19 protein-coding genes and 1 pseudogene are annotated in these 24,917 nt (G+C 67.8%); 8 read left to right on the forward strand and 12 right to left on the reverse strand.

Going from position 1 to position 24,917, the window contains the following annotated elements; genetic code table 11:
- Nucleotides 1–3: 3 nt before the first annotated feature.
- Entirely contained in the window at nt 4–990 is a 987-nt protein-coding gene (locus tag AB0M15_RS29615; RefSeq protein ID WP_363824835.1) for an ABC transporter substrate-binding protein, read from the reverse strand.
- Between the two features lie 122 nt (nt 991–1,112).
- Here AB0M15_RS29615 and AB0M15_RS29620 point away from each other — a divergent pair, with 122 nt between their 5' ends.
- From AB0M15_RS29620 to araA, 4 genes are read left to right on the forward strand one after another with little or no spacing between them, the layout of a single operon-like run.
- Nucleotides 1,113–2,627 carry an alpha-L-arabinofuranosidase C-terminal domain-containing protein gene (locus AB0M15_RS29620; protein WP_363824837.1) on the forward strand — a complete coding sequence of 505 codons (1,515 nt, stop codon included), beginning with the start codon at nt 1,113–1,115 and terminating at the stop codon, nt 2,625–2,627.
- A 58-nt stretch (nt 2,628–2,685) separates the two neighbouring features.
- Complete coding sequence (gene araB / locus AB0M15_RS29625; protein ID WP_363824839.1) at nt 2,686–4,383, forward strand: ribulokinase; 1,698 nt, start codon at nt 2,686–2,688, stop codon at nt 4,381–4,383.
- Complete coding sequence (locus AB0M15_RS29630) at nt 4,380–5,045, forward strand: L-ribulose-5-phosphate 4-epimerase (RefSeq protein ID WP_363824841.1); 666 nt, start codon at nt 4,380–4,382, stop codon at nt 5,043–5,045. Before araB ends, AB0M15_RS29630 begins: the two co-directional genes overlap by 4 nt.
- Nucleotides 5,046–5,060: 15 nt before the next feature.
- A complete protein-coding gene (araA, locus tag AB0M15_RS29635; protein ID WP_363824843.1) occupies nt 5,061–6,566 on the forward strand; it encodes an L-arabinose isomerase in 1,506 nt (501 codons plus the stop codon).
- A gap of 4 nt (nt 6,567–6,570) precedes the next feature.
- Here the strand turns inward: araA and AB0M15_RS29640 are convergent, their stop codons facing one another.
- Nucleotides 6,571–6,981 carry a nuclear transport factor 2 family protein gene (locus tag AB0M15_RS29640; protein WP_363824845.1) on the reverse strand — a complete coding sequence of 137 codons (411 nt, stop codon included), beginning with the start codon at nt 6,979–6,981 and terminating at the stop codon, nt 6,571–6,573.
- Complete coding sequence (locus tag AB0M15_RS29645) at nt 6,972–7,775, reverse strand: MBL fold metallo-hydrolase (protein ID WP_363824847.1); 804 nt, start codon at nt 7,773–7,775, stop codon at nt 6,972–6,974. Before AB0M15_RS29645 ends, AB0M15_RS29640 begins: the two co-directional genes overlap by 10 nt.
- Before the next feature lie 68 nt (nt 7,776–7,843).
- Here AB0M15_RS29645 and AB0M15_RS29650 point away from each other — a divergent pair, with 68 nt between their 5' ends.
- A complete protein-coding gene (locus AB0M15_RS29650; RefSeq protein ID WP_363824849.1) occupies nt 7,844–8,746 on the forward strand; it encodes a helix-turn-helix domain-containing protein in 903 nt (300 codons plus the stop codon).
- Here the strand turns inward: AB0M15_RS29650 and AB0M15_RS29655 are convergent.
- The 6 genes from AB0M15_RS29655 to AB0M15_RS29680 are packed head-to-tail and all read right to left on the reverse strand — an operon-like array spanning nt 8,743 to nt 15,448.
- Complete coding sequence (locus AB0M15_RS29655) at nt 8,743–10,683, reverse strand: glycoside hydrolase family 43 protein (protein ID WP_363824851.1); 1,941 nt, start codon at nt 10,681–10,683, stop codon at nt 8,743–8,745. The genes AB0M15_RS29650 and AB0M15_RS29655 overlap by 4 nt on opposite strands.
- A gap of 10 nt (nt 10,684–10,693) precedes the next feature.
- On the reverse strand, nt 10,694–11,365 hold the full coding sequence (locus AB0M15_RS29660; protein WP_363824853.1) for a hypothetical protein: 672 nt from the start codon (nt 11,363–11,365) through the stop codon (nt 10,694–10,696).
- A complete protein-coding gene (locus tag AB0M15_RS29665; RefSeq protein ID WP_363824855.1) occupies nt 11,365–12,180 on the reverse strand; it encodes a carbohydrate ABC transporter permease in 816 nt (271 codons plus the stop codon). The genes AB0M15_RS29660 and AB0M15_RS29665 overlap by 1 nt, the downstream gene beginning before the upstream one ends.
- Nucleotides 12,177–13,106 carry a sugar ABC transporter permease gene (locus AB0M15_RS29670; RefSeq protein WP_363824857.1) on the reverse strand — a complete coding sequence of 310 codons (930 nt, stop codon included), beginning with the start codon at nt 13,104–13,106 and terminating at the stop codon, nt 12,177–12,179. Before AB0M15_RS29670 ends, AB0M15_RS29665 begins: the two co-directional genes overlap by 4 nt.
- A gap of 3 nt (nt 13,107–13,109) precedes the next feature.
- On the reverse strand, nt 13,110–14,378 hold the full coding sequence (locus AB0M15_RS29675; RefSeq protein WP_363824859.1) for a sugar ABC transporter substrate-binding protein: 1,269 nt from the start codon (nt 14,376–14,378) through the stop codon (nt 13,110–13,112).
- Nucleotides 14,379–14,416: 38 nt separating this feature from the next.
- Nucleotides 14,417–15,448: a hydroxyacid dehydrogenase gene (locus tag AB0M15_RS29680; protein ID WP_363824861.1), complete on the reverse strand. Its 1,032-nt coding sequence runs from the start codon at nt 15,446–15,448 to the stop codon at nt 14,417–14,419.
- Between the two features lie 82 nt (nt 15,449–15,530).
- Here AB0M15_RS29680 and AB0M15_RS29685 point away from each other — a divergent pair, with 82 nt between their 5' ends.
- Nucleotides 15,531–16,718 (forward strand): substrate-binding domain-containing protein, encoded by a 1,188-nt coding sequence (locus AB0M15_RS29685; protein ID WP_363824863.1) that lies wholly within the window; start codon nt 15,531–15,533, stop codon nt 16,716–16,718.
- Nucleotides 16,719–17,443: 725 nt separating this feature from the next.
- On the opposite strand, the pseudogene AB0M15_RS29690 reads toward AB0M15_RS29685, so the two are convergent.
- The 3 genes and pseudogenes from AB0M15_RS29690 to AB0M15_RS29700 form a co-directional block, all read right to left on the reverse strand.
- Nucleotides 17,444–18,499, reverse strand: a pseudogene (locus AB0M15_RS29690) (DUF2264 domain-containing protein); the annotation flags it as partial.
- A complete protein-coding gene (locus tag AB0M15_RS29695) occupies nt 18,496–20,334 on the reverse strand; it encodes a heparinase II/III family protein (RefSeq protein ID WP_363824865.1) in 1,839 nt (612 codons plus the stop codon). The gene AB0M15_RS29695 and the pseudogene AB0M15_RS29690, both read right to left, overlap by 4 nt.
- A gap of 87 nt (nt 20,335–20,421) precedes the next feature.
- Nucleotides 20,422–23,331 (reverse strand): family 43 glycosylhydrolase, encoded by a 2,910-nt coding sequence (locus AB0M15_RS29700; RefSeq protein WP_363824867.1) that lies wholly within the window; start codon nt 23,329–23,331, stop codon nt 20,422–20,424.
- Between the two features lie 199 nt (nt 23,332–23,530).
- Between AB0M15_RS29700 and AB0M15_RS29705 the strand changes: the two genes are divergently transcribed.
- Both AB0M15_RS29705 and AB0M15_RS29710 read left to right on the forward strand, forming a co-directional pair.
- The gene (locus tag AB0M15_RS29705) at nt 23,531–24,247 is read left to right on the forward strand and encodes a class E sortase (RefSeq protein WP_363824887.1); all 717 of its coding nucleotides are present in this window, start codon (nt 23,531–23,533) and stop codon (nt 24,245–24,247) included.
- A gap of 20 nt (nt 24,248–24,267) precedes the next feature.
- The coding region (locus tag AB0M15_RS29710; protein ID WP_363824869.1) for a ferritin-like domain-containing protein at nt 24,268–24,917 on the forward strand (650 nt) is incomplete at its 3' end.

Genomic DNA, 24,917 nt, shown 5'->3' on the forward strand with positions numbered 1-24,917 from the left:
GGATCAGTACTGCCGTGCGGACAGCGCCGTCTTCGCGGCTGCCTGGTCGAAGACCGTCTCCTCGGTCAGTACCCGCGCCGGGACTTCCTCGCCGGCCACGACCTTCTTCGCCAGACCCATCAGTTGCGGGCCGAGCAGCGGGTTGCACTCGACGATGTAGTTGATCTTCCCGTCCGCCAGCGCGGTCATCCCGTCCTTGACGGCGTCGATGGTGATGATCTGGACGTCCTTGCCAGGCTTGAGGCCGGCGGCCTCGATCGCCTCGATCGCACCCAGGCCCATGTCGTCGTTGTGCGCGAACACGACGTCGATGTCCTTCTGCGACTTCAGGAACGACTCCATCACCTTCTTGCCGCCGTCCCGGGTGAAGTCACCGGTCTGCGAGGCGGCGATGGCGATCTTCGGATTGGCCTTCATCGCCTCCTCGAAGCCCTCCTTGCGGTCGATGGCCGGCGCGGCGCCCGTCGTACCCTGCAGCTCCACCACCTTGATCGAGCCGTCGTGGTTCACGTCCGCGGTGTCGCCCTGCTTCACCAGCCACTCGCCGGCCTTCTTGCCCTCGACCACGAAGTCGGAGCCGAGGAAGCTCTTGTAGAGCGAGGTGTCCTTGGAGTCGACCGCGCGGTCGGTCAGGATGACCGGGATGTTGGCGCGCTTGGCCTCCATCAGCACGGTGTCCCAGCCGGTCTCGACCACCGGGCTGAAGGCGATCACGTCCACCTTCTGCTGGATGAACGACCTGATCGACTTGATCTGGTTCTCCTGCTTCTGCTGCGCGTCGGAGAACTTCAGCTCGATCCCCGCGGCCTTGGCCGCCTCCTGGACCGACTTCGTGTTCGCCGTCCGCCAGCCGCTCTCGGCGCCGACCTGGGCGAAGCCCATGGTGATGCTGTCGCCGCTCGCCGCCTTCGCCTCGGGCTTGTCGTCCCCGCAAGCCGCCAGGCCTCCGACGAGCACCAGCCCCGTCGCCACGGCCATCAGTCTCTTCATCCCGGCAGTCCTTCCGTCCAGCACTGTTTGGGCTGATTGTTAGCGCTAACTTTCCGTTGGTCAACACCTCTGGGCGAATTATGTTTGCGCTAACATTGTGGCCTCACCCCCAGGAGGAGCACTTGTCCACCGAATCGCGGATCGTGATCGACCTCGACGTCCCCGGCCCGACCATCAGCCGGCACCTCTACGGGCACTTCGCCGAGCATCTCGGCCGGTGTGTGTACGACGGCTTCTACGTCGGCGAATCGTCCAGCCTGCCGAACGAGGGCGGGATCCGGCTCGACGTGGTCGAGGCACTGCGAGCCCTGAACATCCCCAACCTGCGCTGGCCGGGTGGCTGTTTCGCCGATGAGTACCACTGGATGAACGGCATCGGCCCGCTGGCCGACCGGCCCGGAATGGTCAACACCAACTGGGGAAACGTGGTGGAGAACAACCACTTCGGCACCCACGAGTTCCTGGCGCTGTGCGAGCTGCTCGGCGCCGAGCCCTACGTGAACGGCAATGTCGGCAGCGGCACCGTGCAGGAGATGAGCGACTGGGTCGAGTACCTCACCCGCGACGGCGACAGCCCGATGGTCCGGCTCCGCAAGGCCAACGGCCGCGACGCCGCCTGGAAGGTGCCGTACTGGGGCATCGGCAACGAGGCCTGGGGATGCGGCGGCAACCTGAGCGCCGAGGCCTATGTCGAGCTGGCCCGCCGGTACGCGACCTTCTGCAAGGACCACGACGGGAACAAGCTGTACCGGATCGCCGCGGGCGCCTCCGACCACGACCTCGCCTGGACCGAAGCCCTGATGAAGGCGATCAGCAGCCTCGGCGGCGAACCGCGGAACCTCTTCCAGGCGGTCTCGGTGCACTACTACACCGTGCCCGGATCGTGGGAACACAAGGGCAGCGCGACCGACTTCGACCTAGACGACTATTACCGGACCATGGTCAAGGCCCAAGACATCGACCGCGTGCTCACCGGACACTCGACCGTGATGGACGCTTACGACCCGCAGCGCAGGATCGGCCTGGTCCTCGACGAGTGGGGAACCTGGTGGGACGTCGAGCCGGGCACCAACCCCGGCTTCCTGTACCAGCAGAACGCACTCCGTGACGCGCTGGTGGCCAGCCTGCACTTCGACGTCTTCCACCGGCACGCGCAGCGACTGGTGATGGCCAACATCGCCCAGACGGTGAACGTTCTGCAGGCGATGCTGCTGACCGACGACACCGGCGGGCTGGTGCTGACACCGACGTACCACGTCTTCGAGATGAACAAGGGCCACCACGACGCGACGTCCGTACCGGTTCATCTGGTCGACAAGCCGGCGCCGTACGAGCTCGACGGCAAGAGCCTGGAGCTGCTCTCGGCCTCGGCCAGCGTGAAGGACGGCCACGCCCTGGTGTCGATCACCAATCTCGATCCGGCCGCGTCCGCCGAGGTCGTGCTGGACCTGCGGGGCGCGACGATCCGCGACCATCGTGGGCGGTTGCTCGCGGCCTCCGAACTGCAGGCGCACAACTCGACGGATGATCCGCAGGCCGTCGTACCGGCGGCGCTGACCGGCATCGCGAGGGACGACCGAGGGCTGCGCCTGACCCTCCCCCCGCACTCCTTCGCGACCGTCGAACTGGACCTCTGAGAATGCTCGCCCGGCTGATGACTGTTGCCGTCCGGCGGAAAAATGTTAGCGTTCACATGTGGAGCAGAACGTGAGCGCCGACAGCGCACCGGACCCGGCCCGGCGGTACGTCGTCGGCATCGACTTCGGCACGCTGTCCGGGCGGGCCGTGGTGGTCGGCGCCGACGACGGCGAGGAGCTCGGCAGCGCGGTGCATGAGTACTCGCACGGGGTGATCGGGAGTTCGCTGCCCGGATCCGGGGTCCGGCTGGGACCGAACTGGGCCCTTCAGTCGCCGGCGGACTGGGTCGACGTACTCCGCCAGGCGGTACCGAAGGCGCTGGCCCTCTCCGGGGTCGACCCGGCCGACGTCATCGGCATCGGCACCGACTTCACCGCCTGTACCGTGCTGCCGACGCTCGCCGACGGCACACCGCTGTGCGAGCTCGGCGATCTCGCCGACCGCCCGCATGCCTGGCCGAAGCTCTGGAAGCACCACGCTGCGCAGCCACAGGCGGACCTGATCAACAAAGTCGCCGCGGACCGGGGCGAGCCATGGCTCAACCGGTACGGCGGCAAGATCTCCTCCGAGTGGGAGTTCGCCAAAGGTCTCCAGCTACTGCAGGAGGACCCGGAGCTCTACGCGCGGACCGACCGCTGGATCGAGGCCGCCGACTGGATCATCTGGCAACTGACCGGCACCGAGTCCCGCAACGTCTGCACGGCCGGCTACAAGGGAATCCGGACCGAGGACGGCTACCCGTCCCGCGACTACCTGGCGGCCCTCGACCCGGCCTTCACCGACTTCACGGACAAGCTTGCCGACCACCTGCTCCCGTTGGGCGCACCGGCCGGCCGGCTGACCCCGCAGGCCGCGGAGTGGACCGGCCTGCCGGCCGGCATAGCTGTTGCTGCTGGCAACGTTGATGCGCACGTGACGGCCGCGGCGGCCGACGCCACCCGCCCTGGGCAGCTGGTCGCGATCATGGGGACGTCGACGTGTCACGTGATGTCCTCCGATCGGCTGGCCGAGGTTCCCGGCATGTGCGGCGTGGTCGACGGCGGCATCATCGACGGGCTCTGGGGCTACGAGGCCGGCCAGTCGGCGGTCGGCGACATCTTCGGCTGGTTCGTGGACAACTGCGTTCCCCCGGCGTACGTCGCCGAGGCCGAACGGCAAGGCGTCTCGGTCCACACCTACCTGACCGGGCTCGCGGCCCAGCAGCAGGTGGGCGCGCACGGCCTGATCGCCCTCGACTGGCACAACGGCAACCGATCCGTCCTGGTCGACCACGATCTGTCGGCCGTCCTGGTCGGGCAGACCCTCGCAACCCGGCCGGAGGACGGCTACCGCGCCCTGATCGAGGCCACCGCGTTCGGCACCCGCCGGATCGTGGAGGCGTTCGAGCAGCAGGGTGTGGCCGTCGAAGAGTTCATCGTCGCGGGTGGCCTGCTGAAGAACGAACTGCTGATGCAGATCTACTCCGACGTCCTGCGCCGTCCCATCTCGGTCGTCGCGTCCGGTCAGGGCCCCGCACTCGGCTCGGCCATCCACGCGGCCGTTGCCGCCGGCACGTATCCGGACGTGCCGGCGGCAGCCGCGGCGATGGGCCGGCGGACCGAGTCCGCCTACCTGCCCGATGCCGCCCGAGCCGATCGCTATGACCTGCTGTATGCCGAGTACCGGGAACTCCATGACTGGTTCGCGGGCGAGGCGTACGGCGGTACCGGCGTACTGCATCGTCTGCACGCACTCAAGAACGAGGTGATCGGGTGACCGCGTCAGTGGCCGTCGACGAACTGCGGACCGTGGTGGCCGCGCTGCACGCGGAGCTGGTCAGGTACGGGCTCGTCGCCTGGACCGCGGGCAACATCTCCGGGCGGGTGCCTGGGGAGGACCTGTTCGTGATCAAGCCGAGCGGGATCTCGTACGACGATCTCACCCCCGCCTCGGTCGTCGTCTGCGACCTGGATGGCAACCTGGTCGAGGGCGAACTGGCGCCGTCCAGCGACACCGCCGCCCACGCGTACGTCTACCGCGCCAGGCCGGATGTCGGCGGCGTGGTCCACACGCATTCACCGTTTGCCACTGCCTGGGCCGCGCGCAACGAAGCGATCCCGTGCGTGCTGACCGCGATGGCCGACGAGTTCGGCGGCGAGATCCCGGTCGGACCGTTCGCGTTGATCGGCGACGACTCGATCGGCCGCGGCATCGTCGAGACCCTGGCCGGTTCCCGCTCGCCCGCGGTGCTGATGCGCAACCACGGCGTCTTCACCATCGGCAAGGACCCCCGGGCAGCGGTCAAGGCCGCGGTGATGTGCGAGGACGTGGCCCGCACCGTCCACCTCGCCCGGACCGGCGGGGATCCGCTGCCCATCGACCCCGAGCACGTCGACAGCCTCTACCGCCGCTATCAGACCGTCTACGGTCAGCGCTGATCTCTGGAGCCCATCATGCAAACCACTCAACGGCCCCGGATCTGGTTCCTCACCGGAAGCCAAGGCCTCTACGGGCTCGAAACCCTCAACCAGGTCGCCGTCCAGTCCCAGCAGCTCGTCGCGGCCCTGAACGACTCGGCCGAGCTCCAGGCCGAGGTGGTCTGGTACCCGGTCGTCACCGATGCCGACGCCATCCGGCACACCTTCCTGAAGGCGAACGCCAGCGACGACTGCATCGGCGTGATCGCCTGGATGCACACGTTCTCGCCGGCCAAGATGTGGATCGGCGGCCTGGAGGCGCTCCAGCTGCCGCTGCTGCACCTGCACACCCAGGCGAACGTCGCGCTCCCCTGGGCCGAGCTGGACATGGACTTCATGAACCTGAACCAGGCCGCGCACGGCGACCGCGAGTTCGGTTACATCCAGACCCGGCTCGGCATCCCGCGGACCACCGTCGCCGGCCATGTCAGCGATCCGTCCGTCACCGCCCGGATCGGCGCCTGGGCCCGCGCCGCGGCCGGCCTGTCGGCCTTGCGCTCGATGAAGCTCGCGCGCTTCGGCGACAACATGCGCGACGTCGCGGTGACCGAAGGCGACAAGGTGGAGGCCCAGCGCCGGTTCGGTGTCTCGGTCAACACCTACGCGGTCAACGACCTCGTCACCGCCGTGGACGCGGTACCGGACGGCGACGTCGACAGTCTCGTCAAGGAGTACGACGACACGTACCGGATCGCGCCCGAACTGCGCGCCGGCGGCGACCGGCACGACTCGCTGCGCTACGCCGCCAGGCTGGAGGCCGGCCTGCGGGCCTTTCTCGAAGCCGGCGGCTTCACCGCCTTCACCACCAACTTCGAAGACCTCGGTGGACTGCGTCAGCTGCCGGGCCTGGCCGTCCAGCGGCTGATGGCCGACGGCTACGGCTTCGGCGGCGAGGGCGACTGGAAGACCTCGGTACTGCTGCGGACCCTCAAGGTCATCGGCGCGGGCCGTCCAGGAGGCACCTCCTTCATGGAGGACTACACGTACCACCTGGTACCGGGCGAGGAGCTGATCCTCGGCGCCCACATGCTCGAGGTCTGCCCCACCATCGCGGCCGGCACCCCGACGGTGGAGATCCACCCACTCGGCATCGGCAACCGCGAGGATCCGGTCCGGATGGTCTTCGACGCCGCGCCCGGACCGGCCGTGGTGGTCGGACTCGCCGATCTCGGCGACCGGTTCCGGCTGGTCGCGAACGAGATCGACGTCGTCGCCCCCGACCAGCCGCTCCCCCGACTACCGGTCGCCCGAGCGGTCTGGAAACCCCGCCCGGACTTCCGTACGTCGGCGGAATCGTGGCTGACCGCGGGCGCCCCGCACCACACCGTGCTGTCGGCTGCCGTCGGCTCCGACGAACTCCACGACCTGGCCACCATGCTCCGGACCGAACTCCTCACCATCGACGCCTCGACCGAGATCCGCCAGTTCCACAAGGAGATCCGCTGGAACCAGGCCTACCACCGGCTCGCCCTCGGCCTTTAGTCGCTCAACTACTTGCCTGGAGCACCAGAGCCGTATCGGTGAACTGCTCGAACCGGACGATCAGACCGGCCCTGACCACGAAGTGATGAGCCACCCGGGCATTCAGGGTCTTGCCGGTCGCCAGGTTGTTCGCGGTGTAGCGCGCCAGGACCACGACGTTCTCACCGTCGACGACGTAGGTGTCGTCGTGAGCGACCCAGTTCTCCCATTCCTTGCCGAGTTGCTCCATCACGTTGGTGGTGACGCCGAGCGGGGTCCGGTAGGTGCCGGCGAGGGGGAAGCCTGCCATCTCCGTCCACTCGACATCAGGGGCGAGGGTGGCGCGGAGTGCTTCCAGGTCACCGGCGGCGGAGGCGAGGTACTGGCGGCGTAGGACGTCGGCCGGAGCGGTTCCTGCTGCGTCGATCAGCCCCATTGCAGTTCTCCCTTGGCGACCTTGGTGCCGAGGTCAGCGGCGATGACCAGGCCGGCGTCGGGGTAGGCCGCGAGCAGTTTCTCCTTGGCCTGGGCGGCGTCGACCGCCGCGGCGACGGTCTCCTCGAAGAGGGTGAGGTAGGCGCGGGTGTGGTGGATCGCCGACAGGTCGGTCGGCGCACCCGCTGTACGGTGCCCGGCGGCCACGAAGCTGGGCTGAAGCGCCTCGAGGGTGTCGAGGGCGGTCAGCCACGCCGCACGATCGGCCGTCGTCGGGCTGTCGGCGGTCCAGACGTGGAGTCCGTCGAAGAGCAGGATCCCGCCGAGCAGGGCCCGCTGCTGCGGTTCGAAGAGGTACCAGCCGCGATCGCCGAGGCTGTCGCCCGCGTGCCGCAACTCCAGCGTCCGGCCGTCGAGTTCGACTCCGCCGGTGAACGCGGTGAGCTCGATCAGCCGGGTCGGCAGGTTGGCGCCCAGGTGTGCCCAGGCTTTGAGCTTGCCTTCGTAGGCCGCGGTGATGTGTTCGATCACGTCGGCCGGAGCGACGAAGGCCGCCTCGGGGAACGCGTCGGCGATGACTTCGGCGCCGAAGTAGAAGTCCGGGTCGCCGCCGGTCACGACGACCGTGCGCAGGGTCTTGCCCGCGTCCAGTACCGCGGCGACGATGCGGTGGCCGTCCGCGCGGGTGAAGGCGGCGTCGACGACGATCGCGTCGTTCTCGCCGGTGACGAGGACAGAAGTCTTGTTCAGCGAGGAGTCCGCGAAGTCGAGGACGGTGTAGTTCAGTTCGGACATTGTTCTGGTTCCTTCGATGGATGAGTCGTTACTGTGATATTAGGACTCAGCGCCGTAGGATCCCTTGTGTGAGTGCGTCAGTTTATGGTGAAAATCGGACATCCACGATCCGGAAGGTCGATTACGCGCCGCCGGCCGGGCACTCGGCGGGGGCCGAGATCGCCGACCTGGCCACGCTGCTGCGCCGGGCCGGGCCGGGCGAGTTCCAGGCCCCGCAAAGACTGGGATTCGACCTGATCCTGCAGATCCGCTCAGGTCACGCCGTCCACGAGGTCGACTTCACCAGCTACCCGCTCGGCCCGGGCGACGTCTTCTGGATCCACGCCGGGCAGGTGCAGCAGTGGGGAAACATCTCGGCCATCGACGGACCGGTTCTGATGCTCCCGCCCGACCTGTACGACGAGGCGACCGCGCACCTGTTCCGGCGACTCGGCACCAGCCATCTCAATCACTGGCCAGGCGCTGCATTGCCCGGTAGCGTGCTCTGGGAATCGTTCAGCACGACAGCCGAGATCGACCGGCGACTGCGGGAGGCGCCGGAGCTCGAGCCCGACGCACGGGACCAGGCGCTCACGCACGCGGTACTGGCGACCCTTCTCGTGCTGGCAGGCAGCAGCCCGGCCGGCGGTGGCCCGACCCGGCCTCGCAACGAGGTCTTCAGCTGGTTCGAGGAAGAGATCGAGGAGTCGTTCCAGAGTGAACGCACCGTGGCCGGCTACGCCCGGCGGCTCGGCTACTCCGAGCGCACCCTCAACCGCCTGGCCCGGATCCACGCGGGAACGACGGCCAAGGAGCTGATCGACCGCCGGGTCGTCCTCGAAGCCAAACGCCGGCTGATCCACGAAACCGTGCCGATCGTCGAGATCGCCGACCGGCTCGGCTTCGAGGACGCCGCCAACTTCTCCAAGTTCTTCTCGCACCGCACCGGCACCACCCCAGGAGCCTTCCGTACGGCGAGCCGCCCGCGTTAGCCGGTACGGGCGACCATCAGCCAGCTGACCTGGATGTCGGGCGACCTGGTCGGCGCGATCGTGACGGAGATCTTGCCATCGGCGCCGACCGTGACGCCGTCGTACGTCGCTGCCTCGTTGGTGCCGGTGAACAGGCGTTGCTGGTCGACGACGGCACCGTTGACGGTCACCTGCGCCGCCCGGTTGGCCCACGGCCAGGGATCGAAGTAGCCGGCGTGCACGGTGTACGTCCCCGGTTCCAGGCCCCCGAAGGTGTAGGTCAGCGGCTCGTGGTTCTTCGCGTACCGCAAGGTGCTGTAGAGGTCGCCGTTCGCAGTACCGGATGGTGCACTCGCGCCCGTGTAACCCCAGCTGGTCCCGGTGACGGGATCGGTGCCCAGCACCCGTTCCGCGCTCGAGTTCAGCAATGAGGCGTTCTTCGCCAGGATCTGCCAGTCCGCGGTGGCCACGCCGCCTGCGTTGACCGCGTACCGCAGCTCACGCGGCATCACCACGATCGACCGGGTGAAGGTCCGTCCGTCCGCCAGCGTCCCACGGAGGTTGGCCGGTCCTGGCCGCGCGACGCTGGTCGCATCCCAGGTCACGGCTACCTGCGTCGACCGCGTGCCCGTCTTCACCGTCACCTCGGCCGGCAGGGCGCTCGTGTCGCCGAGCCAGGTGTGGTCCGGCAGTTGGGTCTCGACACTCCACCGCTGGTACGGCGCCAAGCCGTCCAGGGTCCAGTCCTGGTCGGGGCCGATCGACAGGCTGCCGCTCTCACCCAGGGACATCGGCATCCAGACGTACGGCGCGTGCGCGAGGTCGCTCGGCGTCCAGCGGTCGGCCATGAAGATGAACTTGTTGTCCTTCTGGTCGTACGGGATCACGTTGGTGCTCTGCGAGCCGAAGGTGGTCGCCGCGCCCGGTCCGCTGATCGGGCTGCCCTGGTCGGTGAACTGACCGAGGACGTTGTCCGAGGTCGCATACCTGGCCGGGTTCGGATCCCAGCCGGTCGCGCCCGACGTGAGCAGGTAGTACCGGCCCTCGGACTTGAACATCGCCGGCGCCTCCCGCTGGTTGCAGGCCAGCGTGCGGACGAAGTCCTTGCCCTGTATGGCGTTCTCGGGCCGTGCGGACAGATAGGTGTAGTCCCGGTCGAGCTTGGAGATGTACATCGACCGGTTCTCCTCGGAGGAGTAGATGACGTACGCCGAGCCGTCGTCGTCCACGAACAGGTTCATGTCCCGCGCCATCCCGCCGGCCGGGTCGAACGAGGACCCGCTGCCGCACCAGGGCACGGAATCGCCCGGCACGTGGTTCAGCCGGTACGAGTCGATCCAGCGGAACGGTCCCATCGGCGAGTCCGCGATCGCCACACCGGCTTCGGCCCGCGCGTACGTCGACGTACTGGCCGGTGACGAGGGCCCGTCGGAGTGCACCCACATCACCCACTTGCGGGTGGCCTTGTTGTAGATCACCTTCGGCCGCTCGAGGATCGACGGTCGCGCCCAGCCGTCCGCGCGCACACTGTTGGCCGACAGGTCGCGCCAGACGACCTCCTTCTGCGCCGGGCTGTAGTGCTTGTAGACCTTGGCGAAGTACGGATCGCTCTCGAACTGGCCGGGCGAGCTCATCGCCCGCAAGGCGAGCCCGCGGTCCTTCCAGTTGTAGAGGTCGTACGACGAGTACACGTGCACGCCGGGGCTGTCGTAGTACCCGTTGCTGCGGTCCTCGCCATACCAGTACCAGACTCGCTTCCCGCCACCATCGGTCGAGGCGACGATCTGTCCACCATGGGCCTGGATCACCTGCCCGTTGTTGTCGAGCCATCGAGCACCTGGGCGGAACGACGTGTACCTCTCGATGTGTCCGGCCTGGGCCGCGACCGTGGCCGGAGCCAGCAGGGTGAGCGCGGCGCCCAGGACGGCAAGGATTCGCACTGGTCTGAGCAGCTTCATCGGATTCTCCTCATCGGGCGGACGGATTCCGGATTCGAGCGAGCTGGGCGTTGGTATTCGTGTGCACCACCCACAAGGCACACCCTGGGACGGTGGCCAGGCCCGCTACCGGCACCTGGCTGACGATGATCAGTACGGCCAGCAGGACACCGAGCGAGAGCAGGCTGAGCGGCCAGCCGCGGACGCTTGTGTAGACAGCGAGCCGCAGCAGCGCTCGCAGGTCCAGCGCCGGCTCGGTGCCGGCCAGCACCAAGCCCGCGAGGCCTGCGTTGAGTACCAGCAGGAGAAGCACCACCAGCAGGGGTGCAACGACCGGAAGTGCACCGGCCAGCGCCTTGAGGTCGGCCAGCAGCACTCCTGCCAGGCCTGCCGTGAGCGAGGCGACGACGAGCGAGCGACGACCGGTGGCCCGCACCAATCGGATCAAGGCTCTCAACGGAGGACGGGCATCATCGATGGCCAGGTATCCGAAAGCGGCGGCCGCTGCCGGGCCGAGCGGGAGGGCGAGCAGACCGAAGAAGAGCGGGTATCGCCACGGCGTGGCAACGGTGCCGAGGGCAAGCATCAGCGGCGTCCCAGCGACGGCCAGCACGAAGTTGACCGCCAGGACCCGATGGGCGAAGGACCAGAGCAGGTCCCAGGCGTCCGCCCGGACGTTCACCCGCGACAGCGGCGAGGCCATCACTTCATCCCGCTGGTCGCGATGCCCTGCACGAAGTACTTCTGGCCGAGCAGGAAGATCACCAGGATCGGCAGCACGGACAGTACCGAGCCGGTCATGATCATCGCGTACTCCGCGTCGTACAGGCCGACGAACGAGCGCAGTCCCAGCTGGATCGTCCACAGCTTGTTGTCGGTCAGGTAGATGAACGGCCCCATGTAGTCGTTCCAGGTGTTGACGAAGGTGAGCAACGCGAGACTGGCCAGCGCGGGCTTCGACAACGGCAGGATGATCCGGGCCCAGATGCCGTACTCGCTCAGTCCGTCCAGCCGGGCCGCCTCGCTGAGTTCGTCGGGGATGGTCAGGTAGTACTGCCGCATCAGGAACACCCCGAAGGCGCTGAACGCCTGCAGCAGGATCAGCGACAGGTGCGTGTTCACCAGGCCGGCCTTCTGCATGATCACGTACTGCGGCACCATGTACGCCTGCCACGGCACCGCGATCGTCGCGATGTAGGCGAGGAACAACGCGTCCCGGCCGGGGAACCGCACCTTGGCGAACCCGTACGCCGCGAAGCTGCCCGTCAGCACCTGCAAGGCGGTGATCGTGGTGCTGAGGAACACCGAGTTGCGCAGGTACGTGAGCAGCGGGATCCGGCCCCAGATCGCACTGAAGTTGCCCCAGTGGAACTCGGCCGGGATCCATCGGACCGGCACGCTGAAGACGTCCGCGTCGGCCTTCAGCGACGACGAGACCATCCAGGCGAACGGCACCAGCACCGCCACCGAGAGCAGTCCCAGCAGCAGGTACGCCGACGTACGGCGTACCCGGCTCATCGCTCGCTCCTTCGCTGCAGCCGGAACTGGACCACGGTGATCGTCAGCACGATGACGAACAGCACCATCGACACCGCCGAGGAGTAGCCGAACCGGCCCTGCACGATGCCCTCGCGGTAGATCACCTGCGACAGCACCAGCGTCGCGCGCCCCGGACCGCCCTCGGTCATCACCTGGATGAGGTCGAACACCTTGAAGCTGGAGATGGTCAGCATGATCAGCACGAAGAAGGTGGTCGGCCGCAGCCCCGGAAGGGTGATGTGCCGGAACCGCTGCCAGCCGCTCGCCCCGTCCACCTGCGCGGCCTCGTACAGCTCTGCCGGGATCGTCTGCAGACCAGCCAGGTAAAGGATCATGTAGTAGCCGAGGTCGCGCCACACGCTGGCCACGATCACCGCTGGCATCGCCCACGTGGTCGACGTGGTCCAGCCGGGCGGGTGGTCGATGCCGATGGCCCGCAGGAACTGGTTGACCGGGCCCGACTCCGGGCTGAGCAACATGTTCCAGACCACGGCGACCGCGACCAGCGAGGTGATGTACGGGAAGAACAGCGCGGTCCGGAAGAACCGCGCTCCCTTCAGCTTCTGGTTCAGCAGTACCGCGAAACCGAGTGAGGCGGCGAGCGTCAGTGGCACGTGCCCGACGGCGTAGTACGCGGTGTTCTTCAGCGCCGTCCAGAAGGTGTCGTTGTGGATCATCCGCTCGAAGTTGTCCAGGCCGACCCATTCAGGGGTGCTGTAGGAGTCCCAGTCGAGGAAGGACAACGCGAGCGAGGCGATCACCGGCACCAGCGTGAGCGCGGCGAAGCCGATGAAGTTCGGCAGGATGAAGCTCCAGCCGACCCAGGCCCGGCTGCGACGCCGGACCGGCCGCGGCGCGGGCACAGGGGGCCGGACCTGCCGCGGTGCGGACACGGTGGCTGTCATCGGTCAGCGGACCTCGTTCTTGACCCGCTTGGCCATCTCGGCCAGGCCGTCGTCGAGCGACTTCTGCCCGGTCATGATCAGCTCGTGTTCCTCGGTCAGAATCTGGTCGACGTCGGAGGACTTGTCGCCGACCGGCATCTCGAGCACCACGTTGTCGGGCTTGAAGGCCTTCTTCGCCACCGGGTCGCCGGGCACGCCCGGCAGCGCGAAGTACGTGTCGAGGATCTGCTGGCTCTGCAGCGACGGCGTGACGCCCGCTTTGGCGACTGCGGTGGCGCCGGCTTCGCTGGACGCCCATTCGACGAACTTCTTCGCCGCGTCGGCGTGCTTGGAGTTCTTGTTCACCGCGAACGCGGTCGGCGACCCGAAGGTGGTCACCTTTCCGTCCGCCGTTCGCTGCGGCAGCGGCGCCATCCCCCACTCCACCTTGGTCTTGCCCGACTTCGTGTCGGCCAGCAGCGTCGAGGCGTACCAGGTGCCCATCGGCATCAGTGCGGCCTTGCCGGTGGAGAACATCGTGTTGTAGGTGACCTTCTGGCTCCTGGCGGTTGCCCACGGCAACAGTGCGCCGTCCCTCTGCAGACCCAGCGTCATCGTGTACTGGTCCTTGAGGAAGCCGTAGTCGCCACCGAGCAGGTCACCGCCGGTCTGCGCCGCCGCGGTGGCCTCGACCACCGAGCGCCAGGTGTGCTGATATGCGCCGTACACCTTGGCCGGACCGTCGCCCTTGGTCAGGCTTTTGGCCAGCGTGGCGTAGTCGGCCCAGGTCAGGTTCTGCAGCTTGGACTCCGGCGCGCCGGCCTGCTCGAGCAGCGTCTTGTTGTAGTAGAGCACCCAGAAGTCCTGGCGATACGGCAGGGCGAAGTACTTGCCGTCGAGTTCGTAGGACTTCAGGCCCGAGTACTTCGCCGGGTCCAACGCCTTGGCCTGGTCGGTCAACGGCAGCAACTGCCCGCGGGTGCCGAACCGGGCGTAGTCGATGACGTTCTTCATCGTCAGTACGTCGGTCGAGTCGCCACCGGCCAGCATCGTGGTGACCTTCTCGGCGTAGTCGTCGGCCAGGATGTCGACCGGCTCGACCTTGATCTGCGGGTTGGCCTGCTGGAAGCCGTCGATGATCGCCTTGAACTCCGGCGTGGTGGCGTAGTTCCAGAGCGCGACCTTGATGGTCTGCGGCCCGTCGGCGGCCGGACCGTTCGAACTGCCTCCGCAGCCGGCCAGCAGGGCCAGCGCGGCCGCACCGGCCAGGATGGTGACGAGGTGTCGCTTCACGGGCGTTCTCCTTGTACTTCGTACTGCGCGGGTGGCGGTCAGGCGGTGAGCGGAAAGGCGTCGGCGGTGATCCGGGTGTGGAGTGGTTCACCGGCCAGCCAGCGGGTGAGTTCGGCCAGCGTGTGATCGGTGAGCCGATGGATCTCGGTGCCGAGCGAGCCGGCGATGTGCGGGGTGACCATCACGTTGCCGCCGGCCGAACGCAACGGAGAGTCGGCCGGCAGTGGTTCGGGATCGGTGACGTCGAGGATCGCGAACAATCGCCCGGCCGAGCACTCGGCGGCGAGGGCGGCCGAGTCGATCAGGCTGCCGCGCGCTGTGTTGATCACGGTGGCGCGGTCGGGCAGCCGGGCGAGTTCTCTCGCGCCGATCATCTGGTAGGTGCTCGGCAGGGCCGGCGCGTGCAGTGACAGCACATCGACCCGGGGCAGCAGTTCGTCGAGTCCGACCAGCCGGGCGCCGGCCGCTTCCACCTCGGCCGGGTCAGCATGCGGATCGGCGACCAGCACGGACGGTCCGTCGAGCGTCCGGAGCAGGTCCACCACCCGGCGGCCGATCCGGGAGAAGCCGACCACACCGATCGTGCGGCGGAAGTTCGACAGGTCGCCGAAACCCTGCACCGGACCCCATCCCCGATACGCCGTCGCGGCGTCGGCGGCCAGGAACGGCGCCTTCTTCCCCGCGAAGATGATCGCGGCCAGCGTGTACTCGGCGACCGGGATCGCGTTGGCGTCGGCCCCGCTGGTGACGACGATGTCGCGCGCCCAGAGCACGTCGTCGGCCAGCGACCGGACGCTTCCCGCCGCGTGAAAGACGGCTTTGAGCCGCGCGGCCGCGGCCAACCGGTCGGCCGTCAGCCGGGGCACGCCCCAGGAGGTCACGATCAGGTCGGCCGTCGCGAGCCGGGCCCGGGCCTGCGCGGAGTCGAGTTCGTCGGTCCAGATCGGATCGGGCAGCGCCACCAGCGAGCGAAGCCGATCGAGCCGGGGCCGGTCGAAGTGAGCCTCGAACGCCTCGCGGCTCATCACCAGCAGTGCCTCACTGCGGTAAGCGGTTACCGTTGCGGTCATGTGAACATGAGATGTCGGCAACGTTCAGATCATCTACGGTTCGTCCGTATTCGATCGCAAACGATCAGATTCGATACCGGAGGTGAGGCGAGTGCCGGACGACCGGCTGTTCGGCCTGCAGCGGCACGAACGTGTGCTGGAGGAACTCCGCCGGGAAGGGGCTGTCCGGGTCAAGGACCTCGCCGTCCTGCTCGGCGTCAGCGAGCTGACCGTCCGCCGGGACATCGCCACTCTCGCCGCGCAGAACCTGCTCACCAAGGTGCACGGCGGCGCGACGCTGCCCACCGAATTGGCGGCACCGGCCCGGCGCCGGGGACCGGCCGCGCCCCGGTTCACCATCGGAATGGTGGTGCCTTCCCTCGACTACTACTGGCCGCCGATCGTCTCCGGGGCGCGGACGACCGCCGCCGCACTGGGAGTGGCGATCCAGTTGCGTGGATCGAGCTACGACTGGGCCGAGGACCGCCGGCAGATCACCCGGCTGATCGAGGCCCAGCAGGTCCAGGGCCTGTTGCTGGCGCCGAACCTCGAGGGAGCCCCTGTCGACGAGATGATCGACTGGATTGCCCGGCTCCCGGTACCGGTGATCCTGGTCGAGCGACAGCCGCCGCGCTGGACACCGACCAAGTACCAGGTCGAATGGGTCCGCAGTGATCACGCCCTGGGTGTCGAGCTGGCCGTCCGGCACCTGCATGCCCAGGGCCACCGCAACCTGGCTTTACTGCTGTCGAAAGGAAGTCCGACCTCGGCCCATCTGGCGGCCGGCTGGGACCTCGTGTGTGCCGATCTCGCGATCCCAGCCGGCCTGGTGATTCGCGAGTCCGTGAACATGGACCAGCCTCGGCATCGCGACATCATCGCTCAGGTACTCGACCGCTGCCGGACCGCGGGCACGACAGCCCTCGTCGTGCACTCCGACCCCGACGCGATGGCAGTCGCCCAGTACTGCGCCGAGCAGGGCATCGCGATCCCGGACCAACTGGCGATCGTTGCCTACGACGACGAGATCGCCCACCTGGCCGAGCCGGCCCTGACCGCGATCCGGCCGCCGAAGTCCATGGTCGGCCGGACCGCGGTCGAGCAGATGGTCGCCCGGCTGACCGAAGGCCGCCGCCGCCCGCCGCAACGCGTGCTGATCGTGCCCGAGCTGGTCATCCGCGATTCATCGATGCCGCACCAGCCGAACGACAAGATCTCGTCGGTGCCGTCCGACCAGGTGACCCGAACCCCGCTACCGTCCACCGCAAGGTCCGGAACAGGCTCGGGGTGACCGCCGGACAGGGAGACGACGGCAACGAAGACCTGACCCGGTACGACGGCCGCACGCACGAGCGGAATCGCGGTGTGGTTGCCCAGCGCCTCGGACTCGTCGGATCGGCGAATGTCGACCACGTCGAAGCCGACGCGGCCCTCGATGGAGGACAGCAACTCAGCGGCCCGGACCGCGGCCCGCGCATCGAGCACGGCGGACGGCGGGCTGTCGGATGTCAGCGGCCATCCGGACATCTCGAGCAGCCGGCCTGGCTCGACGACGGCATCCGGATCGATGCGTGCGGCCCGCACCTCGTGGCTTCCGCGCAGCGAGGACACCATCGCGACCGTCGGTCCCGCGACGACCGCTCCGCCGCGGCCCGAGCCGTGCTCCGGTCCGGCGTCATCGGTCGTCCGCACCCAGTGCATCGCCGCGATCGAGGCGTTCGTACCGACCGTCGTGAAGCCGTTGCGGTGCGACCGGCCGAGCTCGGGGTGCACGATGCTGACAGCGTTCTCGAGCGGTTGTGCCCAGTACGGCGTACTCAGTGGTGGCATCGTGTGGGTCGAGTACGCCAGCCTGGCGTACAACGGCGAGTCGGCGCGTTCGTCGCCCGGGACCGAGTGGTCGGTACCGTGGTTGACGACCCGTACGATCCCGTCGGATCGGGTACCGCTGATCAGCCAGCCAGGCTCCGCGAGTTCGCGGGTGAAGTCGGAACGCTCGACAGGCAAGGGCTCCTCGGCCGCGGTCCAGACCGGATGACTTGCCGGCAGCATCAAGCCGAGCATGCCTTTCACTGCCCAGTACGGCGATCCCGGGCCGGAGTACGACTGGGCGATCGCCGGCCATTCGCCGTGCCAGCCGAGGGTGAGCAGACCTCGCCGATCGGGGACACCCTGGTCGAGGAAGTACTTGAGCATTCCGGACGTCGTCCGGCGCAGCAGGCCAGGGGCGAGATCGGTGGCCCCGGTGATCGCACCGATCCAGAACGGCGCGGCCGCGGCGAACCGGTAGGTCAGGCTGCGGCCCTGGATCAGCGGTGCGCCGTTGCCGCCGACCAGGTGGACCGCCGAATCCAGGAAGGCAGTCAGCCGCTCGCGCCATTCGGTCACCAGCGCGGGATCGCACAACCCGGTGTCCATCGATGCCCACAGCAACGGATAGACATGCAAGGCCCAGCCGTTGTAGTGGTCGAACGCACGCTCCGGACCGTCGGCGTACCAGCCGTGTCCGCGATACAACGACTCGTGCACCGCGAGGCCGCTGTCGATGTCGTCGCGGGACCACGGTCCGCCGACCGACTCGAGGAACGTCTCCACGACGATCTGGAACCAGACCCAGTTGATCGGTGGATACTTCTCGCCGACCACGGTCGCCAGCCAGGCGACGATCTGGTCGCGATCACGGTCGTCGAGCCGGTCCCACAACCACTGCCTGCTCAGCTGCAGGCCCAGAGCGATCGAGCAGGCTTCGACCTTGGCCTGCCCGAGCTGGTCCGGGCGCGGCCAGGCGTGCGGCGACATCGGATCGGTACCGGCCCGCAGACCCTCGGCGTACCACCCGGCGAGATCGTGCGGGTCCTTGCCGTCCTCACCCTTCAGCCGGATCGCCGCCAGCAGGAAAGACCGGGCGAAGGCCTCCAGGGAGTCGCTGTCGGGCCCGTACGCGCTCTGTCGTCCAGGCAGGTCGATCCGGGCGTGCTCGGGCGAAGCCCAGCCACGCAGTGAGAGCAGCAGGTGGTCGGCGACCGCCGCCCAGGAGTCGCGGGTCAGGCCGGTGAAGCGGGTGTCGTTCATCGACGAGGTCCTCGGGTCAGAGTGAGTTCGAAACGATCGTTGCCCACCGCAAGGATCAGGCGATGGACGGCCGGGCCCCAGACCCGCTGGAGTAGTTCGTCGTCGACGGCTCGCGTCTCCAGCCGGCCGGTGCCGAGGTCGGCATCCCATCGCAGTTCCGCGACGCTGCCGCCAAGGGTCTCGACCACCAGGCGGCCTGGCTCGTGAGCAACAGGTTGTCCGGCGATCACGAAGTGTTCGGCGATCTCGGTCCCCTCCGCCCAGGTGTCGACGACGCGAACGGCCTGACCGATCCGGTCCAAGGTCGCCGTCCGTCGCAGGTTCCCGCTGGGATAGGCGTCCGACAGATCGAGCTCGGCGCGCTCGGTGTCGCCGGCACTGTGTACGGCGAAATCCGTCGCCCGCCATTGCCGACCCGCATCCTGTTCCAGACCGTTGACGACGGGGACGTTGTGCCACTCGCTGCGGACCACCCACTGCTCGTACCGGCGACCGGAGAACGAGATCGCCGTGTACGTCGGCTGCCCCAGATCCACCAGCACCGGCGTCGCATCGAGTGCGGCGATGAACGAGCCGACATCGTTGTGATTGTGGTTCTCGTCGTTGTGCCCGCCCTTCACGGCCAGCGCCCAGCCCGCGGTGGAGCCGCCGTCCTGCCGGGCTACCAGCAACTGCACCTCGGGCAGCCAACTCGATCGAGGCAACGGCAGTGGCATGGCAGTCGCCTGCCACCAGTCGTCGTCGGCAAGTGCGACCAACGCTCGTCCCAGACCGGCCAAGAACCCCAGCTCCTCACGGTGCGCAGCTGCCTGGGCCATGACGCCCTCGTCACCGATCCGGCGACCCCAGCGGTGCAACACGTCCCACGGCTGGTCAGGTGCCGGCCTGGCCGATCCGTCACCGACATTCACGAACCAGCCGTCGCCCAGCGTCATCCGCTGGGGATACCGGGCGAGTTCCTCCAGTGGCGTGCACTGCCAGGGATCGAAGGCGCCGAGGGTGATCCGGTCGAGGAGCTCCAGCGCGCTGGCCAGTCGCGCCGGTCCGTTCCACCAGTACGCGTAGCCCTCATCGCACCCACCATCGGCAGGGAGCGCCCGGAGATAGCGGTCGAGGCCGTCGACAACGAGATCGACCACCTGCGTACGGCGTACCGGATCGGTCTCCAGGAACAGCGCGGCGACCAGTACGTGGCCGTGGATCCACGGGTTCCAGTTGTGCAGGTGACCGTCGAGTCCGAGCCAGTGCCAGCGACGGTCCTCGACGAATGGCCGCAGTACCCGCCGCTCGGCCTCCTTCCGCAGGCGTCGGCGAAGACCCGGCACCCGCGCATCCAGTGCCGGGCCGAGCACGAGGTCGGCCCACGCGAGGATCTCCACAGTCTCGGCGGCGCCCAGATCGAGGTACGGCGTACCGGGATCCGCTACGACCTCCCCCCGCGCCGTCGCGAACGACTCGTGAGCTGCCCAGCACCAGGTCGTCTGCTCACACAGCAGCAACAGTCCGTCGGCGGCTTCGTCGACAGCCTGCTGGTCTCCCGTCAGGACGGCCGCGAGCACCGCCGTACTGGTTCGCTGCCGCAACTCCCCCGCCGGGCCTTCGTACGCCGTACGCACGCCGTCACGCCAGTACCGGGCGAAGTCCGACAGCAGCAACCGGGGCCACGGCCTGGAACGATCCGCCGCGGCGCGCTCCAGCACGGCTACCGACGCAGGACGCGATTCCCAGACCCCGCGATGCTCGAGGTCCGGGACACCGGCACGATCCCGTGCCGAGTCGAGAGCCGCCCTCCGGATGGCCGGATCCAGTGCGCGCCAGCGCTGGGCAACGGTCATCCGGCAATGCTCTCGCGTGCCCCGGCAGGCCACCAGACAGCGATCACATTCGTACACATCCGCACCGACCCGGAACCCCTCCCCGGTTCAGTGGCGGGGGTGGTTCCGGAGTGGGGGGACGCTGGTCAGGGTCGGCTTGACCTTCGCGATCGTGCCGTCGGCGGCGAAGTACAGGCGGTCGATCGTGGTCTCGCGATGGGTGCCGTCGCCACCGGGCATACCGAAGCGGTGGTACGCGATGTACCAGTCGTCCGTGCCCGGCACCTGGATGATCGACTGATGGCCGGTCGCCAGAATGCCCTGCGCCGGATCCTTCTCGAGGATGACGCCGCGGTAGGTCCACGGTCCGTCGACGCTGCTCGCCGTCGCGTAACCCACCCGGTAGTCGGGCGAACCGGTGTCGTCGATCGAGTACGTCAGGTAGTACGTCCCCTTGCGATAGTTGACGAAGGACCCCTCGCGGAAACTCGTCAGCCCGCTGATCGGCTTCAGTGTCTCCTGCTTGATGGCCAGCATGTCGTCGCTCAGCTCGGCATACACCGGCGAACCGTTGCCCCAGAACAGGTAGTACCGCCCGGTCACGGGATCGCGGAACGCGGCCGGATCGATCGCCTGACCGGACGTGACCGCCTCGTTGTTGAGGATCATCGCTGTCGGCTGCGCGGTGAACGGGCCCTCAGGGCTGTTCGCCACCGCGACGCCGATCGTCTTGCGGTTGTAGGCCGGGTTGTGTCCGGAGAAGTAGAAGTAGTACTTGCCGGCGCGTTCGATGATGGTCGGCGCCCAGGCGTTGCCGCTCGCCCATGGCACGGTGCCGTTCGCGCCGTCGAGGGTCAGGAAGGGCTTGGCCGATCGCTGCCAGTCCACCAGGTTCTTCGACTTCCAGACGTAGAAGTCCTTGCCGCCCCAGCCGGCGGTTCCGTCGGTCGTCACGTAGAGGTAGTAGGTGTCGCCGAACCGAGCGATGTTCGGATCGGCGTTGTACCCCGGCAGTACGGGTGACCGCATCTCGACGGCCTTGACCGTCCACATCCGTTGGGTTCCGTCCTGAGCAGTCACGGTGTAGGTCCTGGGCCTCGAGAGGTTGACCCGCCCGGCCGGCGAGACCTTCGAGCTGGAGACGACCTTCAGGACCGGCGCCAGCTTCTTCAGGTCGGTGCCGGGGGCAACCGGCAGGGTGACGGTCGAGGAGGCGTCGTCGATGATCGCCGGCACCTTCAGACTCGCCAGCTCGACGCCGATGACCGATCGTGGGTCGGCGTCCTGGTCGCTGACCTCGGTGGCCGACAGGGCCCGGTTGTAGAGTCTGAAATCGCGCACCTTGCCTTTGAGGTACTTGTCCGACGTGTACGTCGAACGCCCGATGTAGTTGGCCGTGGTACGACCGCCACCGATATCTCCAGGATCGATCGTGACGCCGGTCTTCCGCCCGACCTGGACCCCGTCGAGGTAGATCGTGGCGATGCCGTCGGGTGTCAGGGTGTAGGTGAGCGCCTTCCAGACACCACGGGGTACGGCGCTGCCCGACGTTGCCGTCTGCTCTGTCGACCAGTTGCCGGTGGCAATCGACGTTCGATAGGCGTCGCCGGTGGTGAACAGGTAGCCGTTGCCGATGTCGCTCGCGGTGTTGCCGAGTCCCCAGATGAAGTACGGCGTTGCCTGGCCGGTGTCGATCCAGACGTCGGCCGAGACGGTGATCGCGTCGAGCCCGGTCATCAGGTTGTCGGGCAGCTTCACGTGACCGTTGGTGCCGCCGAGGGTGAGAGCGCCGTCGGCCCAGGTCGCGTCGCCGGCGACGACACCGTCGTACCCGTGACCGGTGACGTCGGTCGCCGTACCGCCGCTGGTCTGGTTCAACGGGTAGTGCGCGACCAGCCCGTCCGCATCCGCCTTCACCGGGGGTGGAAGCACCAGACCGTTGCGCAGCCGGTCGAGCTCGGCCTGGGTCACCGGGAGCACCGTGCCGTGGCGGGGGCTGGCCGGCAGCGAGTACGTCGCCGGCACCTGCCAGTTCGGCGCCTCGAGGTCGTTCGTGCCGAGCGGGATGTAGCCGCGGCCGCCGTACTCGTCGACGAAGAGGTTGTACTTGGAGCCGGACGTGTCGCCCGGGTTCGACTTGAAGACGGTCGGTCCTTCGACTGCCGACGTACCGGCGTCCCGGCCGATGCAGGAGTCCTGCATCGCCCACGCCGGTTTGCCGGGCAGATCGACCGCGGTCAGCGACGCGGACTTCTCCTGGATGATGTCCGAGCAGCCGGTGCCGCCGCCACCCTCGTCCTTGGTGAAGCGGTAGTACGCGCCGTTCTCCTTGATCACCGTCGAGTCGATCCGGGACTCGCCCCGGTCCTGCCAGATGGCCGGCGCGCTGAAGGTCCGGAAGTCCTGAGTCGTTGCATAGAGCATCCGGTTGTACGTCGAACCGGTGTGTCCCGGATCGTCGGCGGCGTACAGCTTCGACGCCCAGAACACGACGTACGACTGAAGCTCGTCGTCCCAGTAGGCCTCGGGTGCCCAGGTATTGCCGGCCGTCTCGGGCGATACCAGGACATGGCGCTGCTCCGACCAGGTCACCAGGTCGGTGGATTCCCAGACCTCCAGATAGCGGCTGCCCTGACGCTGCGCGGCATCCCAGTCACCGTTGCGGCCGATGGACAGATCGGTCGCGATCAGGAAGAACCGGTCGCCCTCGGGCGAGCGGATCAGGAACGGATCCCGCAGACCGAGAGTGCCCTTGGTGGACTCGATCACGGGCTGGCCGTTGTTGAGTTCGTCCCACTTGAGCGCCGTGTTGCCACGGCTGGCGGCGAAGTAGATCTTCTCCCCGGCGATCGAGTTGCCGGTGAAATAGCTGAACACATAACCGGCGTACGGCGCGGCCACCTTCGCCTGGTCGGCCAACGTGCCCTCGGCGACTGCCGTCGCCGGCACAAGTTGCCCACCAAGCATCGCAAAGGCCGCCAAGGCGACCACCAAGGACGAGCGAATACTGATCTGCATCGCAACCTCACCAGGATTGTTAACGCTAACAGTTCGGATAGTCTGACCAACCTCACCCTCTCGGTCAAGAGGCTGCCCGCCCGGGCAGGGTCAGATCGGCGTGGTGTCTCCGCCATCGAGAGGTCGACAACTGCCGCGTCACCTATCCGCAGACCGCCTGCCTCCGAAGTCCTTGCCGATGGTCCACCTCGTGAGGGAGATGGTCGGCAGCATGAAGGCCTGGAAACCTGTCTATCGATGGCTGGCGGCTAGTACCGGCTTCGTGGCACTGATCGCAGTGGGAGTCGTTGTCTTCGGCCCCGACAGCAAGGAAGTCGCCACTAGCAGTCCCACGGGAGCTGCGAGTACTCCGTCTGCCAAGGCTTCGGCACCTGCCAACGAGCCAGACGCGTTGGTGAATCGGATGCTGGACCAGATTCGTGAAGGCAAGCCGGTCGAGTCGCAGTTCGCTCCGGGCGAGGGCAATCCGGCGGCCGGCGTACCGATCGAGGCGATCAAGGCCAAGCCTGGCGAGCAGTTGCGGCTCGGCCGGCTCGCGATTCCCAAGCTGGCTGTGGATCAGCCGCTGAACAACGGGGTCGACGAGGCCGCTCTCGTCCATGGCGTCGGGCACTGGCCCGGTACGCCGTTGCCGGGTGGGCCCGGCAACAGTGTGATCAGCGGCCATCGCAGTACGAACGAGAAGCCGTTCCTCTACCTGGACCGGCTTCGGCCCGGTGATCCGATCAAGGTCACCGTCGGGGCCAGAAGTACGACGTACAAGGTCTTCAAGACCACGATCGTGCCGCAGGCCGAGTACGTGAAGTTCGTCCTGCGGCAGCCCACCGGGCGAGGCGATCGGGTGATCACCCTGTTCGCCTGCAATCCCATCACCGCTCATTTCCAGCGCATCGTCGTCCAGGCGCGCGCTGCCTGAGTGTCAACTCAAGGAGAGTCATGGGTATCAAAGCAATCTTCGGGGGCCGTCCGGTCCTCGAGTTCGCCGACGAGCACGGCCGTCGCGCCTTCCTGCGCAACGCCGCGCTGATCGGTGTCGGAGTCACCTATGTGGCGACACGTGCGGGTGACCCGGTCGCGTTCGGCCAGGCCGACCGTGGTTTCGCCAAGAACGATGCGAACGCGAGCGATCTGGACATCCTCAACTACGCGCTGACGCTGGAATATTTGGAGTCCGCGTTCTACACCGCGGGGCTGAAGGCCAAGCTGCTGAAGGGCCGCGAGCTGGAACTGGTCGACCCGATCCAGCAGCACGAGGCCGATCACGTCGCAGTGGTCCGCTCCACGATCGTGCAGCTCGGCGGCAAACCGGTCGCCCAGCCGAAGGTGAAGTTCCCGGCCGGTACTTTCGCCAACCGCGCGTCGTTCCTGAAGACCGCGGGCGTCTTCGAGGAACTCGGCGTGAAGGCCTACCACGGGCAGGTACCGCTGGTGAAGAACCCCGAGCTGCTCGGCGCTGCGGCCTCCATCGCGGGCGTCGAGTCCCGGCACGCCGCGATCATCGCCCAGATCACCGGTGGCAACCCGTTCCCGGCGCCGATCGAGGCCCACCTGGCGATGGGGCCGGTCCTGCAGGCCGCCATGCCGTT

The organism is Kribbella sp. NPDC051718 (assembly GCF_040681515.1).
GTDB lineage: Bacteria > Actinomycetota > Actinomycetes > Propionibacteriales > Kribbellaceae > Kribbella.

Coding starts and splice junctions, on each gene's coding strand:
- AB0M15_RS29615 (WP_363824835.1), bottom strand. CDS start 990: ATGAAGAGACTGATGGCCGTGGCGACGGGGCTGGTGCTCGTCGGAGGC.
- araA (WP_363824843.1), top strand. CDS start 5,061: ATGCAAACCACTCAACGGCCCCGGATCTGGTTCCTCACCGGAAGCCAA.
- AB0M15_RS29640 (WP_363824845.1), bottom strand. CDS start 6,981: ATGGGGCTGATCGACGCAGCAGGAACCGCTCCGGCCGACGTCCTACGC.
- AB0M15_RS29645 (WP_363824847.1), bottom strand. CDS start 7,775: ATGTCCGAACTGAACTACACCGTCCTCGACTTCGCGGACTCCTCGCTG.
- AB0M15_RS29655 (WP_363824851.1), bottom strand. CDS start 10,683: ATGAAGCTGCTCAGACCAGTGCGAATCCTTGCCGTCCTGGGCGCCGCG.
- AB0M15_RS29660 (WP_363824853.1), bottom strand. CDS start 11,365: ATGGCCTCGCCGCTGTCGCGGGTGAACGTCCGGGCGGACGCCTGGGAC.
- AB0M15_RS29665 (WP_363824855.1), bottom strand. CDS start 12,180: ATGAGCCGGGTACGCCGTACGTCGGCGTACCTGCTGCTGGGACTGCTC.
- AB0M15_RS29670 (WP_363824857.1), bottom strand. CDS start 13,106: ATGACAGCCACCGTGTCCGCACCGCGGCAGGTCCGGCCCCCTGTGCCC.
- AB0M15_RS29680 (WP_363824861.1), bottom strand. CDS start 15,448: ATGACCGCAACGGTAACCGCTTACCGCAGTGAGGCACTGCTGGTGATG.
- AB0M15_RS29695 (WP_363824865.1), bottom strand. CDS start 20,334: ATGACCGTTGCCCAGCGCTGGCGCGCACTGGATCCGGCCATCCGGAGG.
- AB0M15_RS29700 (WP_363824867.1), bottom strand. CDS start 23,331: ATGCAGATCAGTATTCGCTCGTCCTTGGTGGTCGCCTTGGCGGCCTTT.
- AB0M15_RS29705 (WP_363824887.1), top strand. CDS start 23,531: ATGGTCGGCAGCATGAAGGCCTGGAAACCTGTCTATCGATGGCTGGCG.